The 24,721-nt window shown below is 69.7% G+C and carries 21 protein-coding genes; 7 read left to right on the top strand and 14 right to left on the bottom strand.

Annotated elements, in window-relative coordinates; translation table 11 throughout:
- Window positions 1–111 precede the first annotated feature (111 nt).
- Window positions 112–732 (bottom strand): sigma-70 family RNA polymerase sigma factor, encoded by a 621-nt coding sequence (locus CRT23_RS00100; RefSeq protein WP_103708150.1) that lies wholly within the window; start codon window positions 730–732, stop codon window positions 112–114.
- Between the two features lie 57 nt (window positions 733–789).
- Window positions 790–1,902 (bottom strand): patatin-like phospholipase family protein, encoded by a 1,113-nt coding sequence (locus CRT23_RS00095; protein WP_103708149.1) that lies wholly within the window; start codon window positions 1,900–1,902, stop codon window positions 790–792.
- Window positions 1,903–2,254: 352 nt separating this feature from the next.
- On the opposite strand from CRT23_RS00095, the gene ispG reads away from it, so the two are divergent.
- Both ispG and CRT23_RS00085 read left to right on the top strand, forming a co-directional pair.
- Entirely contained in the window at window positions 2,255–3,562 is a 1,308-nt protein-coding gene (gene ispG / locus CRT23_RS00090; protein WP_055946787.1) for a flavodoxin-dependent (E)-4-hydroxy-3-methylbut-2-enyl-diphosphate synthase, read from the top strand.
- A 205-nt stretch (window positions 3,563–3,767) separates the two neighbouring features.
- Window positions 3,768–5,720 (top strand): potassium transporter Kup, encoded by a 1,953-nt coding sequence (locus tag CRT23_RS00085; protein WP_055946784.1) that lies wholly within the window; start codon window positions 3,768–3,770, stop codon window positions 5,718–5,720.
- A gap of 119 nt (window positions 5,721–5,839) precedes the next feature.
- On the opposite strand, the gene CRT23_RS00080 is transcribed toward CRT23_RS00085, so the two are convergent.
- The 4 genes from CRT23_RS00080 to secA all read right to left on the bottom strand — a co-directional run bounded on the left by CRT23_RS00080 (window position 5,840) and on the right by secA (window position 10,549).
- On the bottom strand, window positions 5,840–6,145 hold the full coding sequence (locus CRT23_RS00080) for a hypothetical protein (RefSeq protein WP_103708148.1): 306 nt from the start codon (window positions 6,143–6,145) through the stop codon (window positions 5,840–5,842).
- A gap of 147 nt (window positions 6,146–6,292) precedes the next feature.
- Entirely contained in the window at window positions 6,293–6,979 is a 687-nt protein-coding gene (locus CRT23_RS00075; protein ID WP_245435874.1) for a cell wall hydrolase, read from the bottom strand.
- Window positions 6,980–7,244: 265 nt separating this feature from the next.
- Window positions 7,245–7,658, bottom strand: coding sequence for a GNAT family N-acetyltransferase (locus CRT23_RS00070; protein ID WP_103708512.1), 414 nt, complete (start codon window positions 7,656–7,658; stop codon window positions 7,245–7,247).
- A complete protein-coding gene (gene secA / locus CRT23_RS00065) occupies window positions 7,655–10,549 on the bottom strand; it encodes a preprotein translocase subunit SecA (protein ID WP_103708146.1) in 2,895 nt (964 codons plus the stop codon). The genes CRT23_RS00070 and secA overlap by 4 nt, the downstream gene beginning before the upstream one ends.
- A gap of 573 nt (window positions 10,550–11,122) precedes the next feature.
- Between secA and CRT23_RS00060 the strand changes: the two genes are divergently transcribed.
- Complete coding sequence (locus tag CRT23_RS00060) at window positions 11,123–12,046, top strand: peptidylprolyl isomerase (RefSeq protein ID WP_245435872.1); 924 nt, start codon at window positions 11,123–11,125, stop codon at window positions 12,044–12,046.
- Window positions 12,047–12,052: 6 nt separating this feature from the next.
- On the opposite strand, the gene CRT23_RS00055 is transcribed toward CRT23_RS00060, so the two are convergent.
- From CRT23_RS00055 to CRT23_RS00035, 6 genes are all read right to left on the bottom strand, one after another.
- On the bottom strand, window positions 12,053–12,868 hold the full coding sequence (locus CRT23_RS00055) for a GGDEF domain-containing protein (protein WP_245435870.1): 816 nt from the start codon (window positions 12,866–12,868) through the stop codon (window positions 12,053–12,055).
- Between the two features lie 51 nt (window positions 12,869–12,919).
- Window positions 12,920–13,228, bottom strand: a complete 309-nt coding sequence (locus CRT23_RS29015) for a hypothetical protein (RefSeq protein ID WP_245435868.1) — start codon at window positions 13,226–13,228, stop codon at window positions 12,920–12,922.
- A 154-nt stretch (window positions 13,229–13,382) separates the two neighbouring features.
- On the bottom strand, window positions 13,383–14,678 hold the full coding sequence (locus tag CRT23_RS00050) for an HlyC/CorC family transporter (protein ID WP_103708145.1): 1,296 nt from the start codon (window positions 14,676–14,678) through the stop codon (window positions 13,383–13,385).
- A 65-nt stretch (window positions 14,679–14,743) separates the two neighbouring features.
- Window positions 14,744–17,614 carry a PAS domain S-box protein gene (locus CRT23_RS00045; RefSeq protein WP_103708144.1) on the bottom strand — a complete coding sequence of 957 codons (2,871 nt, stop codon included), beginning with the start codon at window positions 17,612–17,614 and terminating at the stop codon, window positions 14,744–14,746.
- Complete coding sequence (gene aroB, locus CRT23_RS00040; protein ID WP_103708143.1) at window positions 17,611–18,729, bottom strand: 3-dehydroquinate synthase; 1,119 nt, start codon at window positions 18,727–18,729, stop codon at window positions 17,611–17,613. The genes CRT23_RS00045 and aroB overlap by 4 nt, the downstream gene beginning before the upstream one ends.
- Window positions 18,726–19,373 carry a shikimate kinase gene (locus tag CRT23_RS00035; protein ID WP_055948604.1) on the bottom strand — a complete coding sequence of 216 codons (648 nt, stop codon included), beginning with the start codon at window positions 19,371–19,373 and terminating at the stop codon, window positions 18,726–18,728. The genes aroB and CRT23_RS00035 overlap by 4 nt, the downstream gene beginning before the upstream one ends.
- 235 nt (window positions 19,374–19,608) lie before the next feature.
- Here CRT23_RS00035 and CRT23_RS00030 point away from each other — a divergent pair, with 235 nt between their 5' ends.
- Together CRT23_RS00030 and CRT23_RS00025 are read left to right on the top strand one after the other, a co-directional pair.
- The gene (locus tag CRT23_RS00030) at window positions 19,609–19,761 is read left to right on the top strand and encodes a hypothetical protein (protein WP_055946764.1); all 153 of its coding nucleotides are present in this window, start codon (window positions 19,609–19,611) and stop codon (window positions 19,759–19,761) included.
- Between the two features lie 113 nt (window positions 19,762–19,874).
- The gene (locus tag CRT23_RS00025) at window positions 19,875–20,846 is read left to right on the top strand and encodes a site-specific tyrosine recombinase XerD (RefSeq protein ID WP_181017212.1); all 972 of its coding nucleotides are present in this window, start codon (window positions 19,875–19,877) and stop codon (window positions 20,844–20,846) included.
- 64 nt (window positions 20,847–20,910) lie between these two features.
- Here CRT23_RS00025 and CRT23_RS00020 read toward each other — a convergent pair whose 3' ends face one another.
- Both CRT23_RS00020 and CRT23_RS00015 read right to left on the bottom strand, forming a co-directional pair.
- A complete protein-coding gene (locus tag CRT23_RS00020) occupies window positions 20,911–22,179 on the bottom strand; it encodes an AI-2E family transporter (RefSeq protein ID WP_103708141.1) in 1,269 nt (422 codons plus the stop codon).
- A 163-nt stretch (window positions 22,180–22,342) separates the two neighbouring features.
- Window positions 22,343–22,819, bottom strand: coding sequence for a molybdenum cofactor biosynthesis protein MoaE (locus CRT23_RS00015; protein WP_103708140.1), 477 nt, complete (start codon window positions 22,817–22,819; stop codon window positions 22,343–22,345).
- Between the two features lie 277 nt (window positions 22,820–23,096).
- Between CRT23_RS00015 and CRT23_RS00010 the strand changes: the two genes are divergently transcribed.
- Together CRT23_RS00010 and CRT23_RS00005 are read left to right on the top strand one after the other, a co-directional pair.
- The gene (locus CRT23_RS00010) at window positions 23,097–24,116 is read left to right on the top strand and encodes a gamma carbonic anhydrase family protein (RefSeq protein ID WP_103708510.1); all 1,020 of its coding nucleotides are present in this window, start codon (window positions 23,097–23,099) and stop codon (window positions 24,114–24,116) included.
- Window positions 24,117–24,311: 195 nt separating this feature from the next.
- The gene (locus CRT23_RS00005) at window positions 24,312–24,584 is read left to right on the top strand and encodes a hypothetical protein (RefSeq protein WP_082512846.1); all 273 of its coding nucleotides are present in this window, start codon (window positions 24,312–24,314) and stop codon (window positions 24,582–24,584) included.
- The last annotated feature ends 137 nt before the right edge of the window (window positions 24,585–24,721 follow it).

Below are 24,721 nucleotides of genomic sequence, written 5' to 3'. Positions count from 1 at the left end.
GGCGTCGGCTCCGGTCGGATACAGGGGGCGCGTCCCCGGACAAGGAGTCCCGGCCGCGCTGAGGATGGATCGGCCTGGGGATGGCGCTCCGTCCTGGTCTTCAAAAACGTCTCAGGTGTCGCCGACGGCGCGGCCTGTTCGAAGCGAGGCGTCATCGTCGCCCTGGGCGACCAAGCGCAAGCGTGGCCGCTCTGCCGCGAGGCGCTGGCGCCGCTCGGCCACACCGCTCCCCTGGCGCTCGCCTTCCTCGAAGGCGCGCAGGGCGGCGCGGCCCCGACCGAGGCGCGACATCAGCGTGCCGATGGGAATGCCGAGGACGGCCGCCGCATCCGCATAGGCCATGCCTTCCAGGGTGACGAGGTGGAGGGCGGCGCGCTGCTCTTCCGGCAGCGTGAGGAAAGCGCGCCGGATCTGCGCGAGGCGTACCTGGGCCTCCTGGGCCGGGGGCGCCATCTCCTCGCTCATCTGCACGAGCGTGTCGGCGTGGCGGGCCTCGACCCGCTTCCGGCGCTGCTCGTCGATGAAGACGTTGTGCAGCACCGTCATCATCCAGGTGCGCAGGTTGGTGTTCGGCCGCGCCGCCTGACCCGATTCCAGGGCCCGCACCAGAGCATCGTGTACGAGGTCATCGGCCCGCAGCGTATCGCGCGTCAGGGCCCGCGCGTAGCGCCGGAGGGGCACGAGCAGGTCGACGATGGCGGTGGGGCCGGGCCGGTTCGGTTCGGTCGTCATAAGAGCATCAACGCACGAACCGCTGCTCTTAATCCAGCCGCGGTGTGCGCAAGCGCATCAGCGGTAGGTCGCCTCCAGATCGAGGGTGCAGGTTCGGCCGATCTGTTCGTAATTCTCGGCGATCCAAGCCTGCGCCGCGCCACGACCCTTATCCCGCAGACGCTCGAACACCCGCCAGCGGGCATCGAGGCGCGACGAGGCCTGATACTCGTCGAGGGCCCCCGTGCCGTCGATGCGGTGCACGTACTGCGACTGGTACTCGCCTCGGCCGAGCACGCCCTCGGCAATGAGGTGGTCGACGAAGTCGATCGCGCGCAGCTCACGCATCAGGTTGGCGTTGAAGGTAATTTCGTTGAGCCGATCCTGGATCTCCTGCGGGGTGCGCGGGGTCTCGCGGCGCTCCACCGGGTTGATCTGCACCAGGACGATGTCGCGGGTCTCGGCCCCCCGATAGAGGGGATAGAGCGGCGGGTTGCCGAGATAGCCGCCATCCCAGTAGGGCACGCCGTCGATCTCCACTGCCTGGAACACGGTCGGCAGGCAGGCGGAGGCCATGAGGTGATCGACGTTCAGCGCCTCGCGCTCGAACACCGCGAGCTTGCCCGTCCAGACATTGGTGGCCGAGACGAAGACCGCCGCCGTCTCGGCGGCGCGCAGGCGTTCGAAATCCACCTGGGCAGCCAGCACCTTGCGGAGCGGATTGTAGTTCAGCGGGTTCGACGTGTAGGGGCTGGTCTTCAGGGCCCGGCTCCAGAACTCCGCGATCGGATTGTTCGACCAGAACTCGAACAGGCCGCTGAAGGCGCGGCGCTGGGCCGGCCAGAAATCGCCATCGAGGCTGACCTCGCGCCAGAATCGCTCCAGGGCCCGGCGAGCGCCCTCGGGCCCGTCCTCGAGCCAGCCGTCGACCATCACGACGGCGTTCATCGCACCGGCACTTGCCCCGGTGATCGCCTCGAAACCGAGGCGTCCGTCCTCGATCAGCGCATCGAGCACGCCCCAGGTGAAGGCGCCGTGTGCGCCGCCGCCCTGAAGAGCGAGGGCCACGGTCTTCTCCGCACGCGGACCGGCCATCACGCGGGTCTTGGCGGCGGGCTGCATCCGCAGGTCCCGTTCGACCGGAACGTCGATGAGCGAATCGACCGTCGGCTCCTGATGCGGATCAAGCATGCGGATCTCCCAAAATTTATGCTGCAGCGCAATATATGATGCCGCAAGGCCACAAACAGGCGGGAAGATGCAGCGGTTCCCTGTCCGCGACGCAGCCCTGCCACCCGGATCGGTCCCGAAACTCGACATCGCCGCCCGGATGGGACATGGGAGAAGCCGAATACGATCAGCGTGTTTGCTGTGCCGTCGGAATGCCCGATGACGCAGCAGACTTGACGCCCGCCCGCCGTCATCTCAGCTAAACGATCGAGGGCGTAGAGTTTGCGGCATCGGAACGCCGCCCCCGGTCCGGACCCGTCCGGTCGGCGGCTCCCGCGCGCCGGCGGACGTTCCTCGGAGCGCACAGTCAACGATGGACATCATGGACGCGACCCCCGTCAATCCGATCAGCGGCACCGGCCCCGAGATCGCAGGCCCGAGCCCACGGCACCGCACGGTCGGCGTCACCATCGGATCCGGCGAGGGCGCGGTCACGGTGGGAGGCGGCGCACCGATCGTCGTCCAGTCGATGACCAACACCGACACCGCCGACATCGACGGCACCGTGGCCCAGGTGGCCCAGCTCGCCCGCGCCGGCTCGGAGCTCGTGCGCATCACCGTCGACCGGGACGAGGCGGCCGCCGCCGTGCCGAAGATCCGCGAGCGCCTGGACCGCATCGGCGTGCACGTGCCGCTGGTGGGGGACTTCCACTACATCGGCCACAAGCTCCTGTCCGACCATCCGGCCTGCGCCGAGGCCCTGGCCAAGTACCGGATCAACCCGGGCAACGTCGGCTTCAAGGAGAAGAAGGACACGCAGTTCTCGACCATCATCGAGCAGGCGATCCGCTACAACAAGACCGTGCGCATCGGGGCGAACTGGGGCTCCCTCGACGAGGCCCTCCTCACTCACCTGATGGACGAGAACGCCCGCTCGCCTCGTCCGATCGATGCCCGCGCGGTGATGCGCGAGGCCATGGTGCAATCGGCCCTCACCTCGGCCGAGCGCGCCGTCGAGCTCGGCTTGTCCAAGGACAAGATCATCCTCTCGGCCAAGGTCTCGGCGGTGCAGGACCTCATCGCGGTCTACCGCGAGGTGGCGCGGCGCTCGGACTTCGCCATCCATCTCGGCCTCACCGAGGCGGGCATGGGCTCGAAGGGCCTCGTGGCCGCTTCCGCCGCCATCGGCGTGCTGCTCCAGGAAGGCATCGGCGACACGATCCGCTACTCCCTGACCCCCGAGCCGGGCGGCGATCGCACCGTAGAGGTGAAGGCCGCGCAGGAACTCCTGCAGACCATGGGCTTCCGCACTTTCGTGCCCCTCGTCGCCGCCTGCCCGGGCTGCGGCCGTACCACCTCGACCACGTTCCAGGAGCTCGCCCGCGACATCCAGAGTTGGATCGTCACCTCGATGCCGGAATGGAAGAAGTCCTATCCGGGCGTCGAGGGCCTCAACGTGGCTGTCATGGGCTGTATCGTGAACGGCCCCGGCGAATCGAAGCATGCCGACATCGGCATCTCGCTACCGGGAACCGGCGAGACCCCGACCGCGCCGGTCTTCATCGATGGCAAGAAGGCCATGACCCTGCGCGGGCCGACCCTCGCCAAGGATTTCGAGACCGTGGTCACCGACTACATCGAGCGCCGCTTCGGCTCCGGTGCCCGCACGGCCGCCGAGTAGCGACCGGCTCACGACGGCGTGAGCCGCCGCAACGGAACGGCGACCTTCGATGAGGTTACCGTTCTCGCGTGCTGCGCCGCATGATAGCGTGAACGCAACCGTCCCCCGCCGCCCGACACCGTCGGGACCGGCCCCGGCGTTCCCGCGCGCGGTCTGAAACCGCGCCGCGAGACGTTGGGCTCGCAACGAGCCTCGATCGAGCCGAATGACGCAGACCGCCCCTTCGAGCGCGCCCGCTGCCAAATCCGAGGGAGCCGGCAGCCCGCCTCCCGTGGCCGATGGGGCCGCCGAGACCGCGCGTGCGCATGCGCCGGCGAGCCTCTGGACCCTGGTCCTCGGCTCCATCGGCGTCGTCTACGGCGACATCGGGACGAGCCCGCTCTACGCCTTCCGCGAGGCCCTGGTCTCCGCGCGCGCGGACGGCATCCTGCTGCGCGAGGAGGTCCTGGGCGTCGCCTCGCTGATCCTGTGGGCGCTCGTCCTCATCGTCACCATCAAGTACGTCGTCATCCTGATGCGAATGGACAACAACGGCGAGGGCGGCATCCTCTCGCTGATGGCGCTTGCCCGAACCGCCCTGGGCGGCTCGCGCGTGGTCTTCATGTTCGGCCTGCTCGGCGCCTCGCTGTTCTACGGCGACGCCATCATCACGCCGGCGATCTCGGTGCTCTCGGCGGTGGAGGGCCTGAAGCTCGTCACGCCCGCCTTCGACGCCTACGTGCTGCCCATCACCATCGCGATCATCGTGCCGCTGTTCCTCATCCAGGTCCGGGGCACGAGCAAGGTCGCAGCCTTCTTTGGGCCGATCATGGCGGTATGGTTCGGCGCGATGGCGCTGGCCGCCCTGCCCCATATCATCGCCAACACCGACGTGTTCTGGGCCCTCAACCCGTACTACGCCGTCCACTATCTCCTCGGGCACGGCACGGGCGCCCTGGTAGCCCTCGGCGCGGTGTTCCTCGCGGTGACGGGCGCCGAGGCCCTGTTCGCCGATCTCGGGCATTTCGGCCGCCGCCCGATCCAGATCGCCTGGCTCGGCCTCGTTGGGCCCTGCCTCGTGCTGAACTACTTCGGCCAGGCGGCGCTGGTGCTGTCGAAGCCCGACACCATCGACCCGTTCTTCCAGCTCGTGCCCGAATGGGGCCTGCTGCCGATGGTGCTGCTCGCCACTGCCGCAACGGTCACGGCGAGCCAAGCGGTGATCACCGGCGCCTTCTCCCTGTCGCGCCAGGCGATCCAGCTCGGTCTGCTGCCGCGCCTCGAGATTCGCCACACCTCCGAATCGCATTCGGGCCAGATCTACCTGCCGCAGATCAACGCCCTGCTGCTGGTCGGGGTCGTGATCCTGGCTGTGCTGTTCCGCTCCTCGGCGGCCCTGGCCTCGGCCTACGGCATCGCCGTGACGGGCACGATGCTGATCACCGCCAGCCTCGCATTCCTGGTCCTGTGGAAGACCTGGAAGTGGTCGCCCTGGGCCGCCGGGCTCACGATCCTGCCCTTCGCGGCGGTCGAGTTCCTGTTCCTGCTGTCGAACATGCTGAAGGTGTTCGAGGGCGGCTACGTGCCCCTGCTCTTCGCAGGCGCCCTGATCGTCATGATGTGGACCTGGGTGCGCGGTGTCGGCATCCTGATCAACAAGACCCGCAAGACCGACGTCCCCCTGACCGAGCTCGTCAGCATGCTGGAGAAGAGCCCGCCACATCACGTCCGCGGCACGGCTGTGTTCCTCACGAGCGACCCTTACATCGCTCCCGCCGCCCTGCTGCACAATCTCAAGCACAACAAGGTGCTGCACGAGAAGAACGTGGTGCTTACCGTGGAGACCGTAGACACGCCTCGGGCCGCGGAAGCCGACCGCATCCACATTGAGCCGATCGGCCCCCACTTCCACAAGGTCGTGATGAAGTTCGGCTACATGGAAACGCCGAACATTCCCCGGACCCTGACATTGCTGCGCAAGCAGGGCTTCAAGTTCGACATCATGGCGACGTCGTTCTTCCTGTCGCGGCGCTCGATCCGCCCGGCCGCCCATTCGGGCATGCCCCTGTGGCAGGATCGGATCTTCATCACCCTAGCCAAGAACGCCAACGACGCCACGGACTTCTTCCAGATCCCCACCGGCCGCGTGGTGGAGGTCGGGACCCAGGTGACGGTATAGAGGACCGCGTCTAGGCGGCCTGCCGGTCCGAAAGGCCGTGGCAGGCAAGCTTCCCGGCTTCCGGGCGAAGCACGCACCGCGGCAGGCGGATCAGACGGGGCTAGAGGGCAGCCGCAGGCTCAGACCTCGGCCGACGGCCGCGGCGCCATCGCCCCCGTGGGTCGGCTCGCGGCAGTCTCGGGGATCCCGCCACGCAGCACCAGATCGATGGGCCCGCCGAGGCCGGGCAGCGGCGCGGCGCACCGATGCCCGGGACGGGCGTAGTGGGCCCTGAGCAGGGATGTCCGATCGAGGAAGTGAGCCTCGAGGCGATCGTTCAGGCGTCCCACCGGCCCAGTCAGCGCATCGAAGCCCTGGGTGAGAGCACGGACGATCGCGCGCATGCACGCCGTTGCGAGGTGGGCGACCGGCCGAAAGACGTTCATCGTGATCCGCGGGTGAGGAGAAGGTCCGATTCCAGATAGGGTGGCGGCCCCGCTGGTCCCCGCGACCGAAAACGGCAGGCGGGCCGCCGGAACGCGAAGCGTGTCAGGATCCGGTCGGCGGTTCGCCGCGGCGTTCCTGGTGTCGGCTCAGGGCCTCGGCAAGTTGAGGACGGGCGGTGGGATCAGGGGCTCCGGCGCCAGGGCGGCCGGCGTCAGCGCGACACGGCTGCGGGCGGCCTTCGGTGCCTTGGCGGCAGCCGCGGGCTTCTCGGCGGCGGTGGCCCGCGCCGTACGGATCGGGGCCGCATGATGCTCCGGCGCCGAGGCGGCCGGAATCGTCGTGCGAGCAGGCGCGGTCTCGACCGGGGCGGGGATGGCGGCGGCGGCCGCAGTCACCGGAGCCGCGACCACGGGCATCGTCGGCGCCGCAGGGGCCTCAGCGGATGCGAAGGCGAGCACAGTGGCGGGCACGGGCGGCGTGGCCTGCTCGACGGCTCCGGGCTTGCGCTTCTCGTAGAAGGCGTTGCCCCCGGCCACCGCCACGTAGTGCATGTTGTTGTAGGGGAAGCGCAGGCCGGCCGTGTGGAAGTACATCGCCCGCCCGACCTTGGGGTGGCGCTGGCCGTCGAGGACGGCATCGGTCACCTCGGCGACCTTCTGCAGGCTCTTCTCGTCCATCGTCTTCGTCAAAACGCCGGGGGCGAATTGCCGGGGCTGACCGACCACGGCGCAGATCCCGCCGTTCGGGAAGGCGGCGGCCTCCAGCCGGTTCATCACCACCGTGCCGACGGCGAGCAGGCCTTCGGCGTCGCTGCGATTTGATTCAAAGTACATCGCCCGACCGAGACAGTCGCGCTCCTCATCGGTGACAGACACCGGCTTGGCTGCAAGCGTGGAACCTGTCACTGTGGGTGCACCCGCATAGGTATTGCAACCACCGAGACTGGGAGCCACCAGGAGAAGACCAAGTAGAGGCAGCGTCGTCGCCGATCGGATTTCCTGCATGCCGTCTCGCTCCACTCCCTCAAGCGTATCCATATGGCTTGACCACCAAATGGGTTCGTTTCTGGGCAGGGGCGGCGATTTCGAGGCGGCGGGTTCAGGCCTCGCGGTCGTAGCGGAAGGCATCCGCCACCCGCGGCATCCCAATCTGATCGTAGAAGGTGACGGCCCCGGGGGCGGCCGTCAGAAGGAGCGAGACCTGCGGGCCGACCGCCGCGCGGGTGGCGGCGATGAGGCCCCGGCCGATCCTGAGCCCCTGCGCCGAGCGGCTCACCGCGAGATCAGAGAGATAGGCGCAGAACGCGAAATCCGTGAGCGTACGGGCGATTCCAACGAGGTCGCCATCGCGCCGGGCGGTGACGACGAGATCGGCCTGCGCCAGCATCCGGGCCAAGCGCGACGGGTCGTCGATGGGGCGGCGCACGGCGAGTCCCGACTCGATCAGGACGCGGCGGAACTCCGCCGCGTCGAGATCCGGCTCGATGCCGTAGGCGATCGCCGGCACGCTCAGGCCGTCAGCGTCCCGTGGCAGTGCTTGTACTTCTTGCCCGAGCCGCAGGGGCACGGCTCGTTGCGCCCGACGCGGCCCCAGGTGGCGGAATCGTCCGGGTTGCGCTCCAGGACGGCGGTGTCCGTGGCCATCTCGCGCGCGGCATAGCCGTAGGCGGGACCCGCGCCGCCGTCGCTGCCGGACCCGAGGCCAGCCATCTCGTTCTCGCCCGTGACCGGATCGAGGTGCTGGGCGAACATCGGCGGCAGGCCGGGCTGAGCGAACAGGTTGTCGGCTCCCTCCGCGGGCGGCTCCTCGTACATGATCTCGATGCGCGAGAGCTGCTGCGTCACCTGCTCGCGCAGGGCGGCGACCAAGCTGTTGAAGAGTTCGAACGCTTCGGACTTGTACTCGTTGAGGGGATCGCGCTGAGCGACACCGCGCCAGCCCACCACCTGGCGCAGGTGGTCGAGGGTGACGAGGTGCTCGCGCCAGAGGTGGTCGAGGGTCTGCAGGAGCACCTGCTTCTCGACATAGGTCATCACCTCGGGCGTGTTCTTCTCCGTGCGTTGGACATAGGCCTCGTCGGCGGCCTGGCGCAGGCGGTCGCGCATCTCCTCGTCGGCGATGCCCTCCTCCTTCGCCCAATCCTCCACCGGAACGTCGAGGTTGAGCACGGTCTGGACCCGCTCGCGCAGGCCCTCGATGTCCCACTGCTCGGCATAGGCGTTCTCGGGCACGTGCACCGCCACGAGGTCGTCGACGACGCCGTGGCGCATCTCGTCCACGGTCTCGCGCACGCTTTCCTGGCCCATGAAGTCGCGGCGCTGCTCGAACACCACCTTGCGCTGGTCGTTCATGACGTTGTCGTACTTGAGCACGTTCTTGCGCATGTCGAAGTTGCGCGCCTCGACCTTCTGCTGCGCCTTCTCGATCGCCTTGTTGATCCAGGGATGGATGATCGCCTCGCCCTGCTCCAGGCCGAGACGGGTCAGCATGCCGTCCATGCGGTCGGACCCGAAGATCCGCATCAGGTCGTCCTGGAGCGACAGGTAAAACTTCGAGCGGCCCGGATCGCCCTGGCGACCGGAGCGGCCACGCAGCTGATTGTCGATGCGGCGGGATTCGTGGCGCTCGGTACCGATGATGTAGAGACCGCCCGGCAGGGCGACCTTGCGGCCCGCGGCCGGGTCAGCCGGCTCGCCCGAGGCCAGGACCTTGTCGCGGTTCTCGGCGATCTCGGCTTTGATGGCCTCGATCTTCGCGTCGCGCTCCGGCCCCTCGGGCAGGTTCGCGAGCTCCTTCTCCACGCGCATCTCGACGTTGCCGCCGAGCTTGATGTCGGTGCCGCGGCCGGCCATGTTGGTCGCGATGGTGATGGCGCCAGGCACGCCGGCCTCGGCGACGATGTAGGCCTCCTGCTCGTGGAAGCGGGCGTTCAGCACGGCGAAGCGCTTCGTCACCCGGCCCTCGCGCGCGGCGGCGTAGACGTCGGTCAGGGCGTTGGGATCCGAGTAGTCGAGCTGGCGGAAGCCCGCCTTGACCAGCATCTCGGCCAGGTGCTGCGACTTCTCGATCGAGCCGGTGCCGACCAGGATCGGCTGGTGGCGCGCATGCGCCTTCTCGATCTCGGCGATGATGCCGTCGTACTTCTCGCCCACCGTCCGGTAGACCTCGTCGTCCTCGTCGACGCGCTCGACCTCCTTGTTGGTCGGGATGTCGACGACTTCGAGCTTGTAGATCTCCGCGAACTCGTCCGCTTCGGTGGAGGCGGTGCCGGTCATGCCGGCGAGCTTGGAATAGAGCCGGAAGTAGTTCTGGAAGGTAATCGAGGCCAGGGTCTGGTTCTCGGGCTGGATCGTCACCCGCTCCTTGGCCTCCAGGGCCTGGTGCAGGCCCTCCGAGTAGCGCCGGCCCTGCATCATGCGGCCGGTGAACTCGTCGATGATCACCACCTCGTCGTTCTTGACGATGTAGTCCTTGTCCAGGGTGAACAGGGTGTGGGCGCGCAGCGCCAGGTTCACGTGGTGAACCAGGGAGACGTTGTGCGCGTCGTAGAGGTCGCCTTCCTTCAGCAGGTCCGCGCCGCGCAGGAGGTCCTCGACGAACTCGTTGCCGCTCTCGGTCAGCGAGACCGTGCGCTGCTTCTCGTCGAGGTCGTAATGCTCGCGTTCCAGATGGGGCATCAGAGCGTCCACCGAGACGTAGAGCTCGGAGCGGTCGTCGACCGGCCCGGAGATGATGAGCGGGGTCCGGGCCTCGTCGATCAGGATCGAGTCAACCTCGTCGACGATCGCGAAGTTGTGCCCGCGCTGCGAGAGCTGGCTGAGCTCGTACTTCATGTTGTCGCGCAGGTAGTCGAACCCGAACTCGTTGTTGGTGCCGTAGGTGATGTCGGCGGCGTAGGCTGTCTTGCGCTGCTCGTCGTCCAGGCCGTGCACGATGGTGCCGACGGTGAGACCGAGGAAGCGATAGACCCGCCCCATCCACTCCGCGTCGCGGGCGGCGAGGTAGTCGTTCACGGTGACGACGTGGACGCCGAGACCCGAGAGGGCGTTGAGATACACCGGCAGGGTCGCCACCAGGGTCTTGCCCTCGCCGGTGCGCATCTCGGCGATGCCGCTCTCGTGCAGCACCATGCCGCCGATCAGCTGCACGTCGAAGTGTCGCTGGCCGAGCACGCGCTTGGCAGCCTCGCGCACGGTGGCGAAGGCGGGCACGAGGATGTCGTCGAGGGTCTTGCCGGCGGCGAGCTCGGCCTTCAGCATCGTGGTCCGGGCCCGCAGATCGTCGTCCGAGAGCGCGGCGACCTGCGGCTCCAGGGCATTGATCTCGGCCACACGGGGACGATAGCCCTTCACGCGCCGGTCGTTGGACGAGCCGAAAATCTTCTTGGCGAGGGCACCGAGCATCGTGAACCTACGGTCGATCGAAAAGTCTGAAGGCGAATGTTGGCCGGGCTTATAGAGGTAAACACGGGCCGGCGCATCCGAAAGAGCCAGCCCGCGTCCACACCGGGGTATCGGTGAGGCCAGGTCAGCGTGGGGCGAACGGAGAACGCCGAGCGGTGGCACGCCCGGAGGGGCGCTGAACCGGCTTTGGTCCGGCCAACGCGGAGGAGCCGCGTTTCGATCCGGGGCGTGATTCGTCTGCGCAAGTCTCGCCTGCGCGAGTCCCCCTCCTCATGCGGAGGATGCGGGCACGCCCGTCCCGGCCGCTCGGGGGATCTCCCCGCATCGTGATCGCCCGACGCAGCGATCGGAGCGACGGAGAGGGACAGCGGGAAGGCGCCTCACGTGCGCGACGAACGCGCGCCGGGATTCGACCGCGCGATGCTGCGGCCGTGCTTGCCATCGGGGAGTGCACGCGCCACCTGATGACGCGGAAAATCCGCGGCCCCCGGCCGCACCTCTCTCGACTGCCCCTGCGACGACCTCCGACCGGACCTGCGCCGGGACGTGGGCGGCGCTCCCAAGGACGCCTCCATGACGATGATCAAGTCCCTTTCGCGCTCCAGCCTCCTGCGCACGGGCGCTGTTGCCCTGGCACTCGGCCTGCCGCTGGCCTCGGCCCAGGCACAGGCACAGGCACAGGCACAGGCGCCGGCTGCTCCGGCGCCGGCTGCGGCACCGGTCGCTCCCGAGACCGTGGTGGCGAAGGTGAACGGGGCCCCGATCACCGCGGGAGACCTCGCCATCGCGGCCGAGGATCCCGCCCTTTCCTTGCCCGGTGTCGACGACGCCCAGAAGAAGTCGCTCCTCGTCGACTACATGATCGACCTCAAGGTCGGGGCTCAGGCAGCGGAAGCCGCTAAGGTCAGTGATTCGCCGGACTTCCAACGCAAGCTCGCCTACTTCAAGGACAAGCTCCTCCTCGACGAGTACCTGGAGCGCGAGGCCAAGAAGGCGGCGACGCCGGAAGCCGCCAAGGCCCTCTACGACCAGACCGTCAAGGCGATGAAGCCCGAGGAGGAGGTGCATGCCCGCCACATCCTCGTGGAGAGCGAGGACGAGGCCAAGAAGATCGCCGCGCGGATCAAGGGCGGCGAGGATTTTGCTCGCGTCGCGGCCGAGGTGTCGAAGGATCCCGGCTCGAAGACCGAGGGCGGCGACCTCGGCTGGTTCACCAAGGAGCGCATGGTTGCTCCCTTTGCCGAGGCCGCTTTCAAGATGAATGCGGGGCAGGTCTCCGACCCGGTCAAGACCCAGTTCGGCTGGCACGTGATCAAGCTCGAGGAGAAGCGTACCAAGCCGGTTCCGACCTTCGATGAGATGAAGGAGCAGGTGGACCAGTACCTGACTCGGAAGGCGCAGCAGGACCTGATCCTGAAATTGCGCGAGGGGGCCAAGATCGAGCGCACGGCGGCCGCTCCGGCCGTGGCGCCCGCCCCGGCTCAGAAGGCGCCGTAACCTGCCTCAGGCGACCCGGCGCAGCGGGTACGAGGCGGGCTCGGTCCGTCCACGCCCGTTGCGCTTGGCCCGATAGAGTGCGGCATTCGCGCGGCTGAGCAGGGCATCGAGTCGGCGTGCCGGCGCCGCGGCATCAGAGCCCTGCTCCGGCACCGCCAGACCGATGCTGACGCCGATCGCGAGGTGCGGCAGTTCCGGTACGGCGATCCGAGCCACGGCGCGGCGCAGGAACTTGGCCTGGGCCAGGGCTTCCTCCGGGGCAAGTCCGCGCAGGAGGCAGCCGAATTCCTCGCCGCCCATCCGACCGAAGATCGCGGAACCCGGCAGCAGCGCCGATACGGTGTGGCAGAATCCGACGAGGACGCCATCGCCCACCGCGTGGCCGTACCGGTCGTTGATCAGCTTGAAATGGTCGAGGTCGAACAGGAGCAGGGTGACGGCACCACCCTCCACCAGAGCAGCCTCGGCTTGGGCCACGAAGGCGCGCCGGCTGAGGATGCCGGTCAGCGCGTCGGTGTCGGCGGCGAGCCGTTGCAGGTGCTCGGCGCGCTCCTTCGTCAGCGACATGAACACGAAGGCGATCGCCAGGGTGAAGAGCATGCCGGCAAGGCACAGGATGGTCAGCCAGGGCGTCTGCAGCGGATTCGGGATGGCCTGCGGCGGCGCGACGATCGCGAGAGGCACGCGGATCCAGTAGGCCGAGGTGTAGAGCAGCAACAGGGCAACCCCGGGATAGCGCGACACCAGGGGTTCGGCGCGGGCTCGCCAGATCTCGCGAGCGGCCAGCAGGCAGAAGCCTCCGGCGAGGCTCGAGGCCAGCATCACCCGGGCGGGAACTGAGCCGAAGAACGCCGGGACCAGGCAGCTCGCTCCTCAGAGCGCGATCGACACCGTGATCGGCGCGAGGCATGCGCGCCGCCCTTCGAACGCCCGGGTCCCGGTCCAGATCAGGCCGTAGGCGCCGATCATCACGCCGTTGGCGACCCCGATCGAGACCCAGTCCGGGATGATCCCGCGCAGGGACAGCAGGGCCGAGGCCATCGCACCGGTGATGTGGGCGACGCCCCAGATCGCCAGGGCGTGGACGTGGCGGGCCTGGCTCCAGGACAGCAGGAACAGGCTTCCGACCATGAAGGTCAGGATCACGGTCACGAGCAGGAGGGTCGGGGCATCGAGCAGCATCGATCGGTTCCGCCCCCCCTTTCACGCGTTCGATCGTCGGAAGCCGCTCGCCTCTACGGGACAGCGTTCCAGCGTCCGAATCCATCCTAAACGATCAGGGTTACGCAGATCTGGACACCCGCGGCCCGTCGAAATCTCTACGGACGATGGGTTGTCACGGCTCCGCCTTGCGCGGACCGGGACCAAGGGGGGTGATCCGAAGGGCGGTGATCCGGTTGCGAGCCTTGCGCAGGACCTGAAAGCGGAAGCCGTGGAAGTTGAAGGCGGTCCCGGTATCGGGAATCGCCCGGGCCTCGTGGATGACGAGCCCCGCGATGGTGGTGGCCTCGTCGTCCGGCAGGTCCCAGTCCATCGCCCGGTTGAGGTCGCGGATCGGCACGCTCCCGTCGGCATGCACCGAGCCGTCGCCCTGGGGCCGAACCCCGGACACGGTAACATCGTGCTCGTCGGCGATGTCGCCCACGATCTCCTCGAGGATGTCTTCCAAGGTCACGAGGCCCATCACCTCGCCGTACTCGTCGACCACCAGGGCGAAGTGGGTCTTCTTGGTGAGGAAGGCCTTCAGCTGGTCGCGCAGGGAGGTGGTGTCCGGCACGAACCAGGTCTCCAGCGCCAGGGCCTCGACCCTGAGTCCGGAGGCGTCGCCGCCGGCGGCGTCCAGCGCCCGCAGGAGATCCTTGGCGTGGAGCACGCCGACGATGTTCTCCGTCGTGCCGCGCCAGAGGGGCATGCGCGTGTAGGGCGAGGCTAGCACCGCGCGCACGATCTCCTCCGAGGGCAGGTCGGCGTCGATGGTGCGCATCTTGGTGCGGTGAACCATCACTTCCGAGACGGTGAGGTCGGACAGGTCGAGGAGACCGCCGAGCATATCACGCTCGGCCTTGGCCACGCCGCCCTCGCGATGCAGGAGGGCGACCTGGCCGCGGATCTCGTCGGTGGCCGACAGAATGGTCTGGCGCTCGCCGATCCGGACGCCGAAGGGCCGGAGCATCCCACGCACCAGGGCCTCGATGGCGAGCGCCGCCGGCCCGAGCAGGGCCACCGCGAAGGCCACCGGCCGGGCCATGACCAGGGCGGCGCTGTCCGGCTTGTTGATCGCGAGGGTCTTGGGCAGCACCTCGGCGAAGATGATGACCAGGACCGACATCACCCCGGTGGCGTAGAGGACGCCACTCTTGCCGAAGAGGGTGGTGAGCACGCTGGTGGTGAAGGCCGAGGCGCCGATCGCCACGATGTTGTAGCCGATGAGCATGGCGCCGATGAAGCGCTCGCGGCTCGCCAGGATGGCGTTGACGAGGCGCGCGCGCGCGTCGCCGGCATTCTCCAGGGCCAGCATGCGGGCCCGGGACGCCGCCGTGAAGGCGGTCTCGGCACCCGCGAAGAAGGCCGAGAGCAGGAGCGAGATCGCCACGATGCTCGCGGCCAGCCAGAGATCGGTATGGGGTTCCATGCGTGCCGATGCCGGAGGATGTCGTCAGGTCGAGCCGTTGATTACCACGTCGCGGGCCGGGCCATTCACGCCCCTCCGGTCCCGGCGATGAGTTCCTTGATGCGTCCGGCGAGCGCCTCCATCACGAAGGGCTTGGTCAGCACCTGCATGCCGGGCTCAAGGTATCCGTTGCCGAGCACGGCATTCTCGGCGTAGCCGGTGATGAACAGCACCTTCAGACCGGGCCGCACGACCCGGCCCGCATCCGCCATCTGGCGGCCGTTCATGCCGCCGGGCAGGCCGACATCCGTCACCAGGAGATCGAGCCGCACGTCGGATTCGAGCACCTTGAGACCGGCCGCCCCGTCCGCCGCCTCGATGGCGGTGTAGCCGAGGTCCTCCAGCACCTCGGTCACCAGCATCCGCACCGTGGGCTCGTCGTCGACGATGAGCACGGTCTGGCCCTGCTCGGCCCGGGGCGCGTGGGCGAGGTCGGCCTCGCCGTCGCGGGCCTCGGCCTCTCCGTAGTGGCGGGGCAGGTAGAGGCACACCGTCGTGCCCTGGCCGACCTCCGAATAGATCCGCACCTGGCCCCCCGACTGACGGGCGAAGCCGTAGATCATCGAGAGGCCGAGGCCCGTGCCCTCGCCCAGGGGCTTCGTGGTGAAGAACGGGTCGAAGGCCCGGGCGATCACCTCCGGCGTCATGCCGGTCCCGGTATCGGTGACGCACAGGGAGAGGAACTGCCCCGGCTCCAGGTCGCGCTCGCGGGCCGCGCGGACGTCGAGCCACTTGTTGGCCGTCTCGATGGTGATGCGACCGCCCTCCGGCATGGCATCGCGGGCGTTGATGCAGAGGTTGAGGAGCGCGTTCTCGAGCTGGTTCGGATCGACCAGGGCGGTCCAGAGCCCGACCGCGCCGATCACCTCGATCGTCACCGCCGGCCCGACCGTGCGGCGCACCAGCTCCTCCATGCCGGCGATGAGGGCGTTCACGCTGGTGGGCCTGGGGTCGAGGGTCTGTCGACGCGAGAAGGCGAGGAGGCGGTGCGTCAGCGCGGCGGCGCGCTTGGCCGCGCCCTGCGCCGCGTTGATGTAGCGGTCGAGGTCCGTGATCCGTCCCTGCGCCATGCGGGCCTGGAGCAGTTCGAGGCTGCCGGAGATCCCCGTGAGCAGGTTGTTGAAGTCGTGGGCCAGCCCGCCGGTGAGCTGGCCCACCGCCTCCATCTTCTGCGCCTGGCGCAGGGCCTCCTCGGTCCGACGCTGGTCCGTGATGTCCCGCCCGATGATGGTGAAGGTCTCGCCGTCGGGCGCTGCCGTCCACATCACCGTGCGCCGCTCACCCGCCTTGGTGAAGACGCGGTCGACGAAGCCGGTCACCGTCTCGCCCCGCGCGAGACGGCGGACCACCTCGGCCGTCTCGGCATGGTCGGCGGGATCGATCAGCGCCGCGAAGGGCTGGCCGAGCAGGGCGTCGTCGTCCCAGCCGAGGGTGCGGCCCCAGGCCGGATTGATGGTCTTCAGGTAGCCGTCGAGCCCGGCCGTTCCCATCAGGTCGGTGGTGGTCTCCCAGATGCGGTCGCGCTCGCGGGTGCGGCGCTCGACCTGACGCTCCAGGCTGGTGTTCAGGCGTGCCAGTTCGGCACTCGTGGCCTTCTGGTCGTCGATGTCGGTGTTGGTGCCGACCCAGCGCAGGATGGTGCCGTCGGCCGCCCGGATCGGCTCGGCCCGCACCAGGAACCAGCGATAGGCTCCGTCGTCGCGGCGGATCCGGAACTCGCCCGCGTAGGGACGACCGTCTTCGAGGCAGGATTCCCAGGCTTCCACCGCCGCGCGGTCCGCGGGGTGGACGAGGCCGGCCCAGGCCGCGCCGCGGACGCCGTCGCGGGCGGGGCCGCAATAGCTGGCACAGGCGGCGTTGGACCAGTCGAGGGCGCCGGTGGCGGAGGCCGCCCAGACGTGGATCGGGACCGCCTGCGCGAAGGCGTGGAACTGCGCGTCGCTCACCCGTCGCGCGGAGGTCGCGCGGCTGCGCTCGGTGGCCGCGCGCACGCGCTCGGCGACGTTGCGCATGAAGGCGAGCTCTTCGGGCGACCAGGACCGGGCGGTGGCATGGTTGAGATAGAGCAGCGCGACGAAGCCGCCGTGCTCGGTCAGCGGCATGTTGACGAAGGAGTGCGCGCTGATCGCCTTCAGGGCCTCGGCGCCGGAGGCGGTGCGCGGATCGGCGTCGGCATCGCTGCAGATCACGGTCTCGCCGCGCTTCAGATCCTCGATGTAGGAGCCGTAATCGCGAAAGTGCAGGGTTCCGGCGAGGCTCCGGATGCCGGGGGCGTTCCAGTCACGCTCGATCAGGATGGTCTCGGCCTTGGCATCGATGGTGCCGTAGCCGGCGCGGCTAACCCCGAGGGTGGTGCCGAGGATTTCCGCGGCCGCGTACGCGATGGCGGCGGTGTCGTCGAGGTCGCGCAGCCGGTCGCCGAGTTCGGCCACCGCGATCCGCCTGGCCTCGGCGGCGCGGCGCTCCTCGACGTCGATGGCGAGGACGAAGAAGCCCTCCACCGCGCCGGCCGCGTTCCGCCGCGGGATGTACTGGATGGCGCAGGCCCGATGCCGGCCCTGCCCGTCCGGAAGCACGCCGTCGAACGCGATGGTCTCGCCGGCCAGGGCCCGGTCCATGTCGGGACGGGACTGAGCGAACATCTCGGCGCCGAGCACCGCGCGGGCATGGCGACCGACCAGGGTCTCGACGCCGCGCCCGAACCTGGTCTCGTAGTCGCGATTGTTGAACCGGACGATGTAGCCGCGGTCGAGATAGGCGACGAGCACCGGGAGCGCGTCGGTGATGAGGCGCAGTTCCGCCTCGCGCTGTCCCGCGGGCGTGCCGCGCAGGCGGGCGACCTCGGCCTCCAGCGCAGCGATGCGGCGATGCAGGCCCTCGGTCCCGGGATCGCTCAAGCGGCACTCAGTTCGGCATTCAGAAAGGCGCGGACCTCGGCGCCGTCGATGCCGGGCGCGATGAAGCTCTGGCCGATGCCGCGGGCCAGGATGAAGGTCAGCGCGCCGTCGCGCACCTTCTTGTCCTGCGCCATCGCCGCCACGAGGGCATCGGCGTCGCCGCAGCCGCCGGGCACCGCCTGGAGCCGGGTCGGCAGGCCGGCCAGAGCCAGGTGGTTGGCGACCCGGCCCGCGTCCTGGCCCGGGCACAGGCCGAGGCGGGCGGAGAAGCGGAAGGCCAGTGCGAGGCCGATCGCCACCGCCTCGCCGTGGACGAGGCGGGCGGACTCGTAGCCGGTCAGGCGCTCCAGGGCATGCGCGAAGGTATGGCCGAGGTTGAGCAGGGCGCGCTCACCGTCCTCGCGCTCGTCGCGCACCACCACGCCGGCCTTGGAGCGGCAGCAGATCGCCACGGCCTCGTCGCGCTCCGGCCCGCCCGCGAAAATCCCGGCCCAGTGCGCTTCGCACCAGTCGAAGAAGGCGGCATCGTTGATGAGGCCGTACTTCGCCACCTCCGCGTAGCCCGCCCGCATCTCCCGCTCCGACAGGGTGTCGAGGGTGGCGGTGTCGGCGAGCACCAAGCGGGGCTGGTGGAAGGCGCCGATGAGGTTCTTGCCGTGGGGCGAGTTGATCCCGGTCTTGCCGCCGACCGAGGAATCGACCTGGGCGAGGAGGCTGGTGGGCGCCTGCACGAAGCGCACGCCGCGGCGCAGGGTGGCGGCCGCGAAGCCCGCCAGGTCGCCGACGACGCCACCGCCGAGGGCCACCACGAGGTCGTTGCGCTCGACCTTGTGGGCGAGGAGCCCGTCGCAGACCGCCGCGTAGGTGGCGTAGGATTTCGAGGCCTCGCCAGGGGCTACGGTGACGAGGCCCGAGCGCAGGCCTGCCGCCGCGAGGCCGTCCTGCAGACGCGCGCCGTAGAGGGCGGCCACGTTGGTGTCGGAGACGATCACCGCCGCCTTCGCCCCGAGGGCAGCCACGTGCCGGCCGGCCTCGTCGAGGAGGCCGCGGCCGATCTGGATGTCGTAGGCCCGCCCCTGATCGAGGGGAACGGCCACGGTGAGGCGGTCGGTCACTGGGCTGCGATCCCGGTCTGCGAAGGTCGGTTCAGGTAGGCGTCGAGCGCTTCCATGACGTCCTGCACGACCCGGTCGTGGGCGACGTCGCGGGAGATCACCTCCACGTCGGCGGTGGCGTAGACCGGATGGCGCTGGGCCATGAGCTGGCGCAGGGTCTCCTCGGGGTCTTCGGTCTGGAGGAGCGGGCGCCCGCCGCGCTTGCGGACCCGGCGCATCAGCACGTCGAGCTCGGCCTTCAGCCAGATCGAGACGCCGCCCTCGGCGATGCGGGCGCGGGTCGTCTCGCGCATGAACGCGCCGCCGCCGGTGGCCAGCACCAGGGGGCCCTCGCGCATCAGGCGGGCGATGACCCGCTCCTCGCCATCGCGGAAGCTCGGCTCGCCGTAGATCGCGAAGATGTCCGGGATCGTGAGCTTGGCCGCCGTCTCGATCTCGTTGTCGGCATCCTTGAACATCAGGCCGAGGCGCGTGGCCAGGCGCCGGCCGACGGTACTCTTGCCAGCTCCCATGAGGCCGACGAGCACGATCGACCGGTGCCCGAGGGCCCGGCGGAGACGCAGTTCGATCGGCTCGCCGCCGGCGGCGGCGTCCGGCGGTTCACCCGGGGGCGGGACGCCGCCCTGAGGAGGGACTTCGGTCATCACGTTCATCTACACATCGTTGGGCGGGTCTTAGCGCGTTTTCCGGTGGGGGCGAAGCACCCGGGACGGCGCGCGCACCGGAATGCCGCGCCGCCTGTGGCCGCGAAGTCATTGCCATCGGCGTCGGCCCGTGATGCAACCCCAAGCTTGTCGTCAGCCACATCCGGCTCCTGAAGCCATCTGGCCCCCGAGGCGCGCTCACGTCCCCAGCGCCGCACGATCGAGGTTCGTCCGAGTGCCGACCCTGTTCCGTTTCCTCGCCACCCTCGCCATCCTGGCCGGGCTCGCCTTCGCGGGGATGTTCGCGCTGGCGACCTTCGTGGTGCCGACGCCGCGCGAGATGAGCGTGACCATCCCCGCCTCGAAGCTCCAGCCGCCGAACCGGTGACGCGGGCACCGACCCCTCATCCGAACCGGGCGGCCAAGACCGCTGCGGTCAAAATTCCTCCGGCCGAAATCCCCGGACCCGAGACCCCCGCCACAGGGATGCCCGCGGTCGAAATGTCCGCGGGCGACCTCCTGATCCGCGACTACCTCGACATGCTCGCCGCCGAGCGGGGCGCGGCCGCCAACACCCTCGCGGCCTACCGGCGCGACCTCGCAGACTACCTCGCCGCCCTGGCACGGGGCGGGCACGACCCCGTCGCGCTCGAAGCGGCGCCCCTGCGGGCCTACCTCGCCGACCTCGAGACGCGCGGCCTCTCGGCAGCTTCGGCGGCACGGCGTCTGTCCTGCATCCGGGGCTTCCACCGCTTCCTCTACGCCGAGGGCCTGGCCGAGGACGACCCCAGCGCCCCGATCGGCGGTCCGCGCCGAGTCCGGGCCCTGCCCAAGGTGCTTTCGGTGGCGGAGGTCGACCGGCTGCTGGCCGTGGCGCGCCAAGGTGCGACTGGCCCGGGGACGACAGCCCAGGGTGCGACCGCTCAAGGTGCGACCGGTGAGGGCGCGACCGGAGACGGCACCGCGGCGCGCGCGCGGGGCACGCGCCTGCTCTGCCTGATCGAGCTTCTCTACGCCACGGGCCTGCGCGTCTCGGAACTCATCGCCCTGCCCCGGGCGGCGGCCTCCACGAAGGAGCGCTACCTCGTGGTCAAGGGCAAGGGCGGGCGCGAGCGGCTGGTGCCGCTGACGGAGATCGCCCGGAGCGCCATGCGCGACCACCTCGCCCACCTGCGCGCCGAGGGCCCCTGGCTGTTTCCCGCCGACAGCGAGAGCGGTCACCTGACCCGGCAGTCGTTCGCCCGCGATCTGAAGATGGTGGCGGCGGCGGCCGGCCTGCGGGCGGACCGGGTCAGTCCGCACGTGCTGCGCCACGCCTTCGCGAGCCACCTCCTGCAGAACGGCGCGGACCTGCGCATCGTCCAGGAACTCCTCGGCCACGCCGACATCTCGACGACGCAGATCTACACCCACGTCCTCGACGAGCGCCTGAAGAGCATGGTCCGCGACCTGCATCCCCTGATGGACGAGTGAGGCCCGGCGGCGGCGCGAGCCGCCGCCGGACGCTCCGAACCCGCCCCACGACCGGAAGGGCGTCTCAGTCCTCCGTCTCCTCGTGCAGGGTGTCCTCGATATAGAGCTGCGCCAGCAGCACCTTCGCCACCGCCATCAGCGGCAGGGCCAGGGCGATGCCCCAGAGGCCGAAGATCACGCCGAGCACGAGCTGCCCGGCGAAGATCGTGGCCGGAGGGATGTCGAGGGCCTGCTTCTGGATGAAGGGCGTCAGCCCATAGCTCTCCAGGGTCTGCACCGCGAGGTAGACGCCGAGGGCCCCCAGGAGCGCCGTGGTGCCCGAGGCCAGGGAGGCCAGCAGGATCACGACGCCGGCGATCAGCGGGCCGATGGTCGGGATGAAGGCGAGCAGCCCGGCCTGGAGGCCCAGGATGAGGGCGCCGCCGATGCCCAGGAAGGCGAGGCCGGCCCAGGTGCAGACGAAGATCACCGCCATGGTGATGAGCTGGCCGAAGAGCCAGTGGCGCAGGGTCTCCCCCATGCCGTCGAGGAGGGCGGTGGCGCGATCGCGATGCGCCGGCGGCACGAAGCGGACGAGCCCGTCCCGGTAGGCGCCCGGATCTGCCGCCACCGAGAGGCCCAGGAAGATGATGACGAGGGCGTTGCCGAGCGCGCTGAACAGGCCGATCACCACGGTGGCCGCCGGCCCGAGCACGCTGCCGGCATCCGACAGCAGCGAGCCGGGGCTCTTCATTGCCCCCGAAGCGAGACCCGTGAGGCCGCCGGGCTTCTGGCCCGAGGACAGGGAACCGTCGTCGCGCCGAGGACTCGAATCGCCCCCGCCGCCGGATTTCGCGTCCCCACCGGGGGCGCCGTCCTTGCTCTCTCCGCTCGTGTTCTCGCCGTCCTTGGGCCCGCCGCCCTTGTTTTCACCGCTCTTGTTTGCATCGCCCTTGCCCGGGACGATCTCGGGCACGTCGATACCGTAATCCTTCAGCCGGTCGCGCACGGTGCCGGCCTGGGACGCCACGGTCTGGCCGAGGTCCCGCCCCTGCTGCACGATCGTGGCCCCCCCGAAGGCGATCAGGGCGAGGGTCAGGCCGGCGAGCACGAGACTGACGAGGCTGAGGCGCAGGCCCCGGCCTGCGGGCAGCACCTGGCCGAGAAGGCGCGTCAGGCCGTCGAGGAAGACGCCGAGCAGAATGCCGGCGAAGACGAGGAGCAGCGTCGAGGCCGCCATCCAGGCGAGTGCCAGGACGGCGATGAAGGACACGACGGCGATGCCGGAGACGGTCAGGGACCAGCTGCGCGGGCGCGGACCGGCGGGCTCCTCGCTGAGGAAGGGAATGGCCATGAACGGTTTGGGCTCCTGGCATGCCGGGTCGGGCACGCGGATTTCGGGCGGGTCACCGGGCAGGCCCGTCCGCGCTGCGCCCGGCCCATCCTGCGGGAGGATGTCGCCAGCTCACCTTGGGTTCCGCCGCCTGGTGCCGCGACCGGTCGGCATCGGCGCAAGGCTAGCGCGGGGCGCCGGCTTCCTGGTCCCAGCGCGCAGCGGCGCGGTCGTCGGCCTCCGTCGCCTCGACCCACCCGCCCGTGGTGCCGTCGGCGAGGTGCTCGCGCTTCCAGAACGGGGCCCGCGTCTTGAGGTAATCCATCAGGAAGCTCGCGGCCTCGAAGGCTGCGATCCGGTGGCTGGACGCGGTGACCACGAGGACGATGCCCTCCCCCGGGGCCACGAGTCCGTGGCGGTGGATGACGCATACGCCCTGGAGCGGCCAGCGCGCGCGCGCGGTCTCGACCACCCGGCCGATCTCCGCCTCGGCCATGCCGGGGTAATGCTCGAGTTCGAGCCCGGTGAGGCGGCCGCGCTCGTCGCGGCACAGGCCCGTGAAGGTGACGATGGCGCCGACGCTGCCGCCGAGATCGCGGCTGAGCCGGGCGATCTCGGCGCTCGCGTCGAAGGGTGCGCTCTGGATGCTGACATCGGGCATGGGCTTCCCCGGGCTGACCTCGGAACGGCGGTTGGGAACAAGGCGACTGACGACAGGAGGCGAAAACAGGCGCTCGACAGCAGAGGTCCGGAACCGGGACTTGGGCAAGGGGCTTGGGCCGGTGGTTTGGGTGAGGGGCTTGGGCGAGGGGCTTGGGCGGACCGCCTTCGGGCGGTACACCCTTGACGAGGCCCGGCGAACCTGACCTCACGGGCACGGGCGCTCTATGCCCCCGAACGCCCGGCGATGCCACCGGGATGCGAAGGACATTTTCGCCGTGACCCCAGAGCTGATCCTGCCCCATGAGGGCGCCCTGCCGGTGTTCTCGGCCCGTCCGGTCTGGTGCGGTCGCGCGAGCACGGTGATCGGCGACGCCACCCTCGGCGCCCAGGCCTGGCTCGGCGACTACAGCGTGATCCGCGCCGACGGGGACCGGATCGTCATCGGCGAGCGCTTCTGGCTCGGCCACCGCTCCACCGTGCACATTGCGACCAACACCTATCCGACCCTGATCGGCGACCGGGTGACGGTGGGCCGCAACGCCGTGGTGCATGCCTGCACCGTCGGCTCGGACGTGGTGATCGAGGACGACGTCATCGTACTCGATGGGGCGAGCGTGGAAAACGGTGTCCTGATCGAGGCGGGGGCCACCGTCTTCCCGCGGGCGCACCTCGCCGCCGGCTTCGCCTATGCGGGCAGCCCCGCCAAGGCGGTGCGGGCGATCAGCCTGCCGCAGATCGCCGAGCAGGCGGAGCGCCTGCGCGAGGCCTCCGGCGACCTGCCGGCGCTCCCGCCCGCCGACGAGCCGGACCCCGATCCCAGCGTCTACGTCGCCCGCACCGCGCGCCTGCGCGGCCGGATCGCCCTCGGGGCCGGCTCCACGGTGCTGTTCTCCTGCGACCTCCACGCCGAGGTCGGTCCCATCGTGGTCGGGGCCAACACCAACATTCAGGACAACACCGTCATCCGGACCCGGGGCGAGGGCGTCGTCTTGGGGCGCGACACCACGGTCGGGCACAATGTCCGCCTCGCCGACTGCCGCATCGGTGCACGCAGCCTCATCGGCATCGGCTGCGTCGTCGCCCCCGGCACCGTGATCGCCGACGACGTGCTGCTGGCCGCCGGCGCCACCACCGATCCGGGCCAGCTCCTGGAGGGCGGCCATCTCTGGGGCGGACGCCCGGCCCGCATCCTCGGGGTCCTGGATGCGGAGAAACGCACCATGATGGCCCGGGTGGTCGAGGGCTACGTCGCCCACGGGATGGCCTATCGGCAGGCGGAAGCGGCGCTGGCGTAACGTCTCCGGCTCGCGAAGAACGGCACGGCCTCAGGTATTGCCGTGCTGTTCAAGCCGCATCCGCAAGATCGACGCCCGATTTTCATCCCGGCATCATAGGGAAGATCGATGCAGGGACGCACGGAAGTTTTTGGGAACGCCGCGCGCCGAGCCGACGTTGTTCGGCCCCCAATGCAGTGGTGCAAGGAGTTCTTCATGAAAGCCGTCACACTCGCCCTCGCCAGCACGTTCGCCCTCAGCACGGTCGCCTTCGCCGCCGGCAGTGGCCCGGGATCCGCCAACAACGCACCCGGACAGGAGATGCAGCAGAACGGATCTCAGTACGGTGCCCCCGGCGCCTCGGGTTACGCGCCCGGCCATGAGAAGGGCGCGACCACGGGCTCGACCGGCCATTCGGGCGCGGGATCCCATGAATCCGGCACCGCCTCGGGCAGCACCGGCACGAAGTCCGGCACCGGCAGCCGCTGAGCCCGAAACGACGAAGGGCCCGGAACGCGCCGGGCCCTTCCCTGTCCGTCTGTCCGTGGTCCGTCCGTTCGTGGCGGCCTCTGGCGCCGCTCAGGCGGCGCGCACGGTGGCCAGGAAGCGCTGGACCTCGGCGCTGA

The organism is Methylobacterium sp. V23 (assembly GCF_002917135.1).
Lineage (GTDB): Bacteria > Pseudomonadota > Alphaproteobacteria > Rhizobiales > Beijerinckiaceae > Methylobacterium.
Note: the sequence above shows the minus strand (reverse complement) of the source record. Positions and strands in the feature narration are given on the sequence as shown.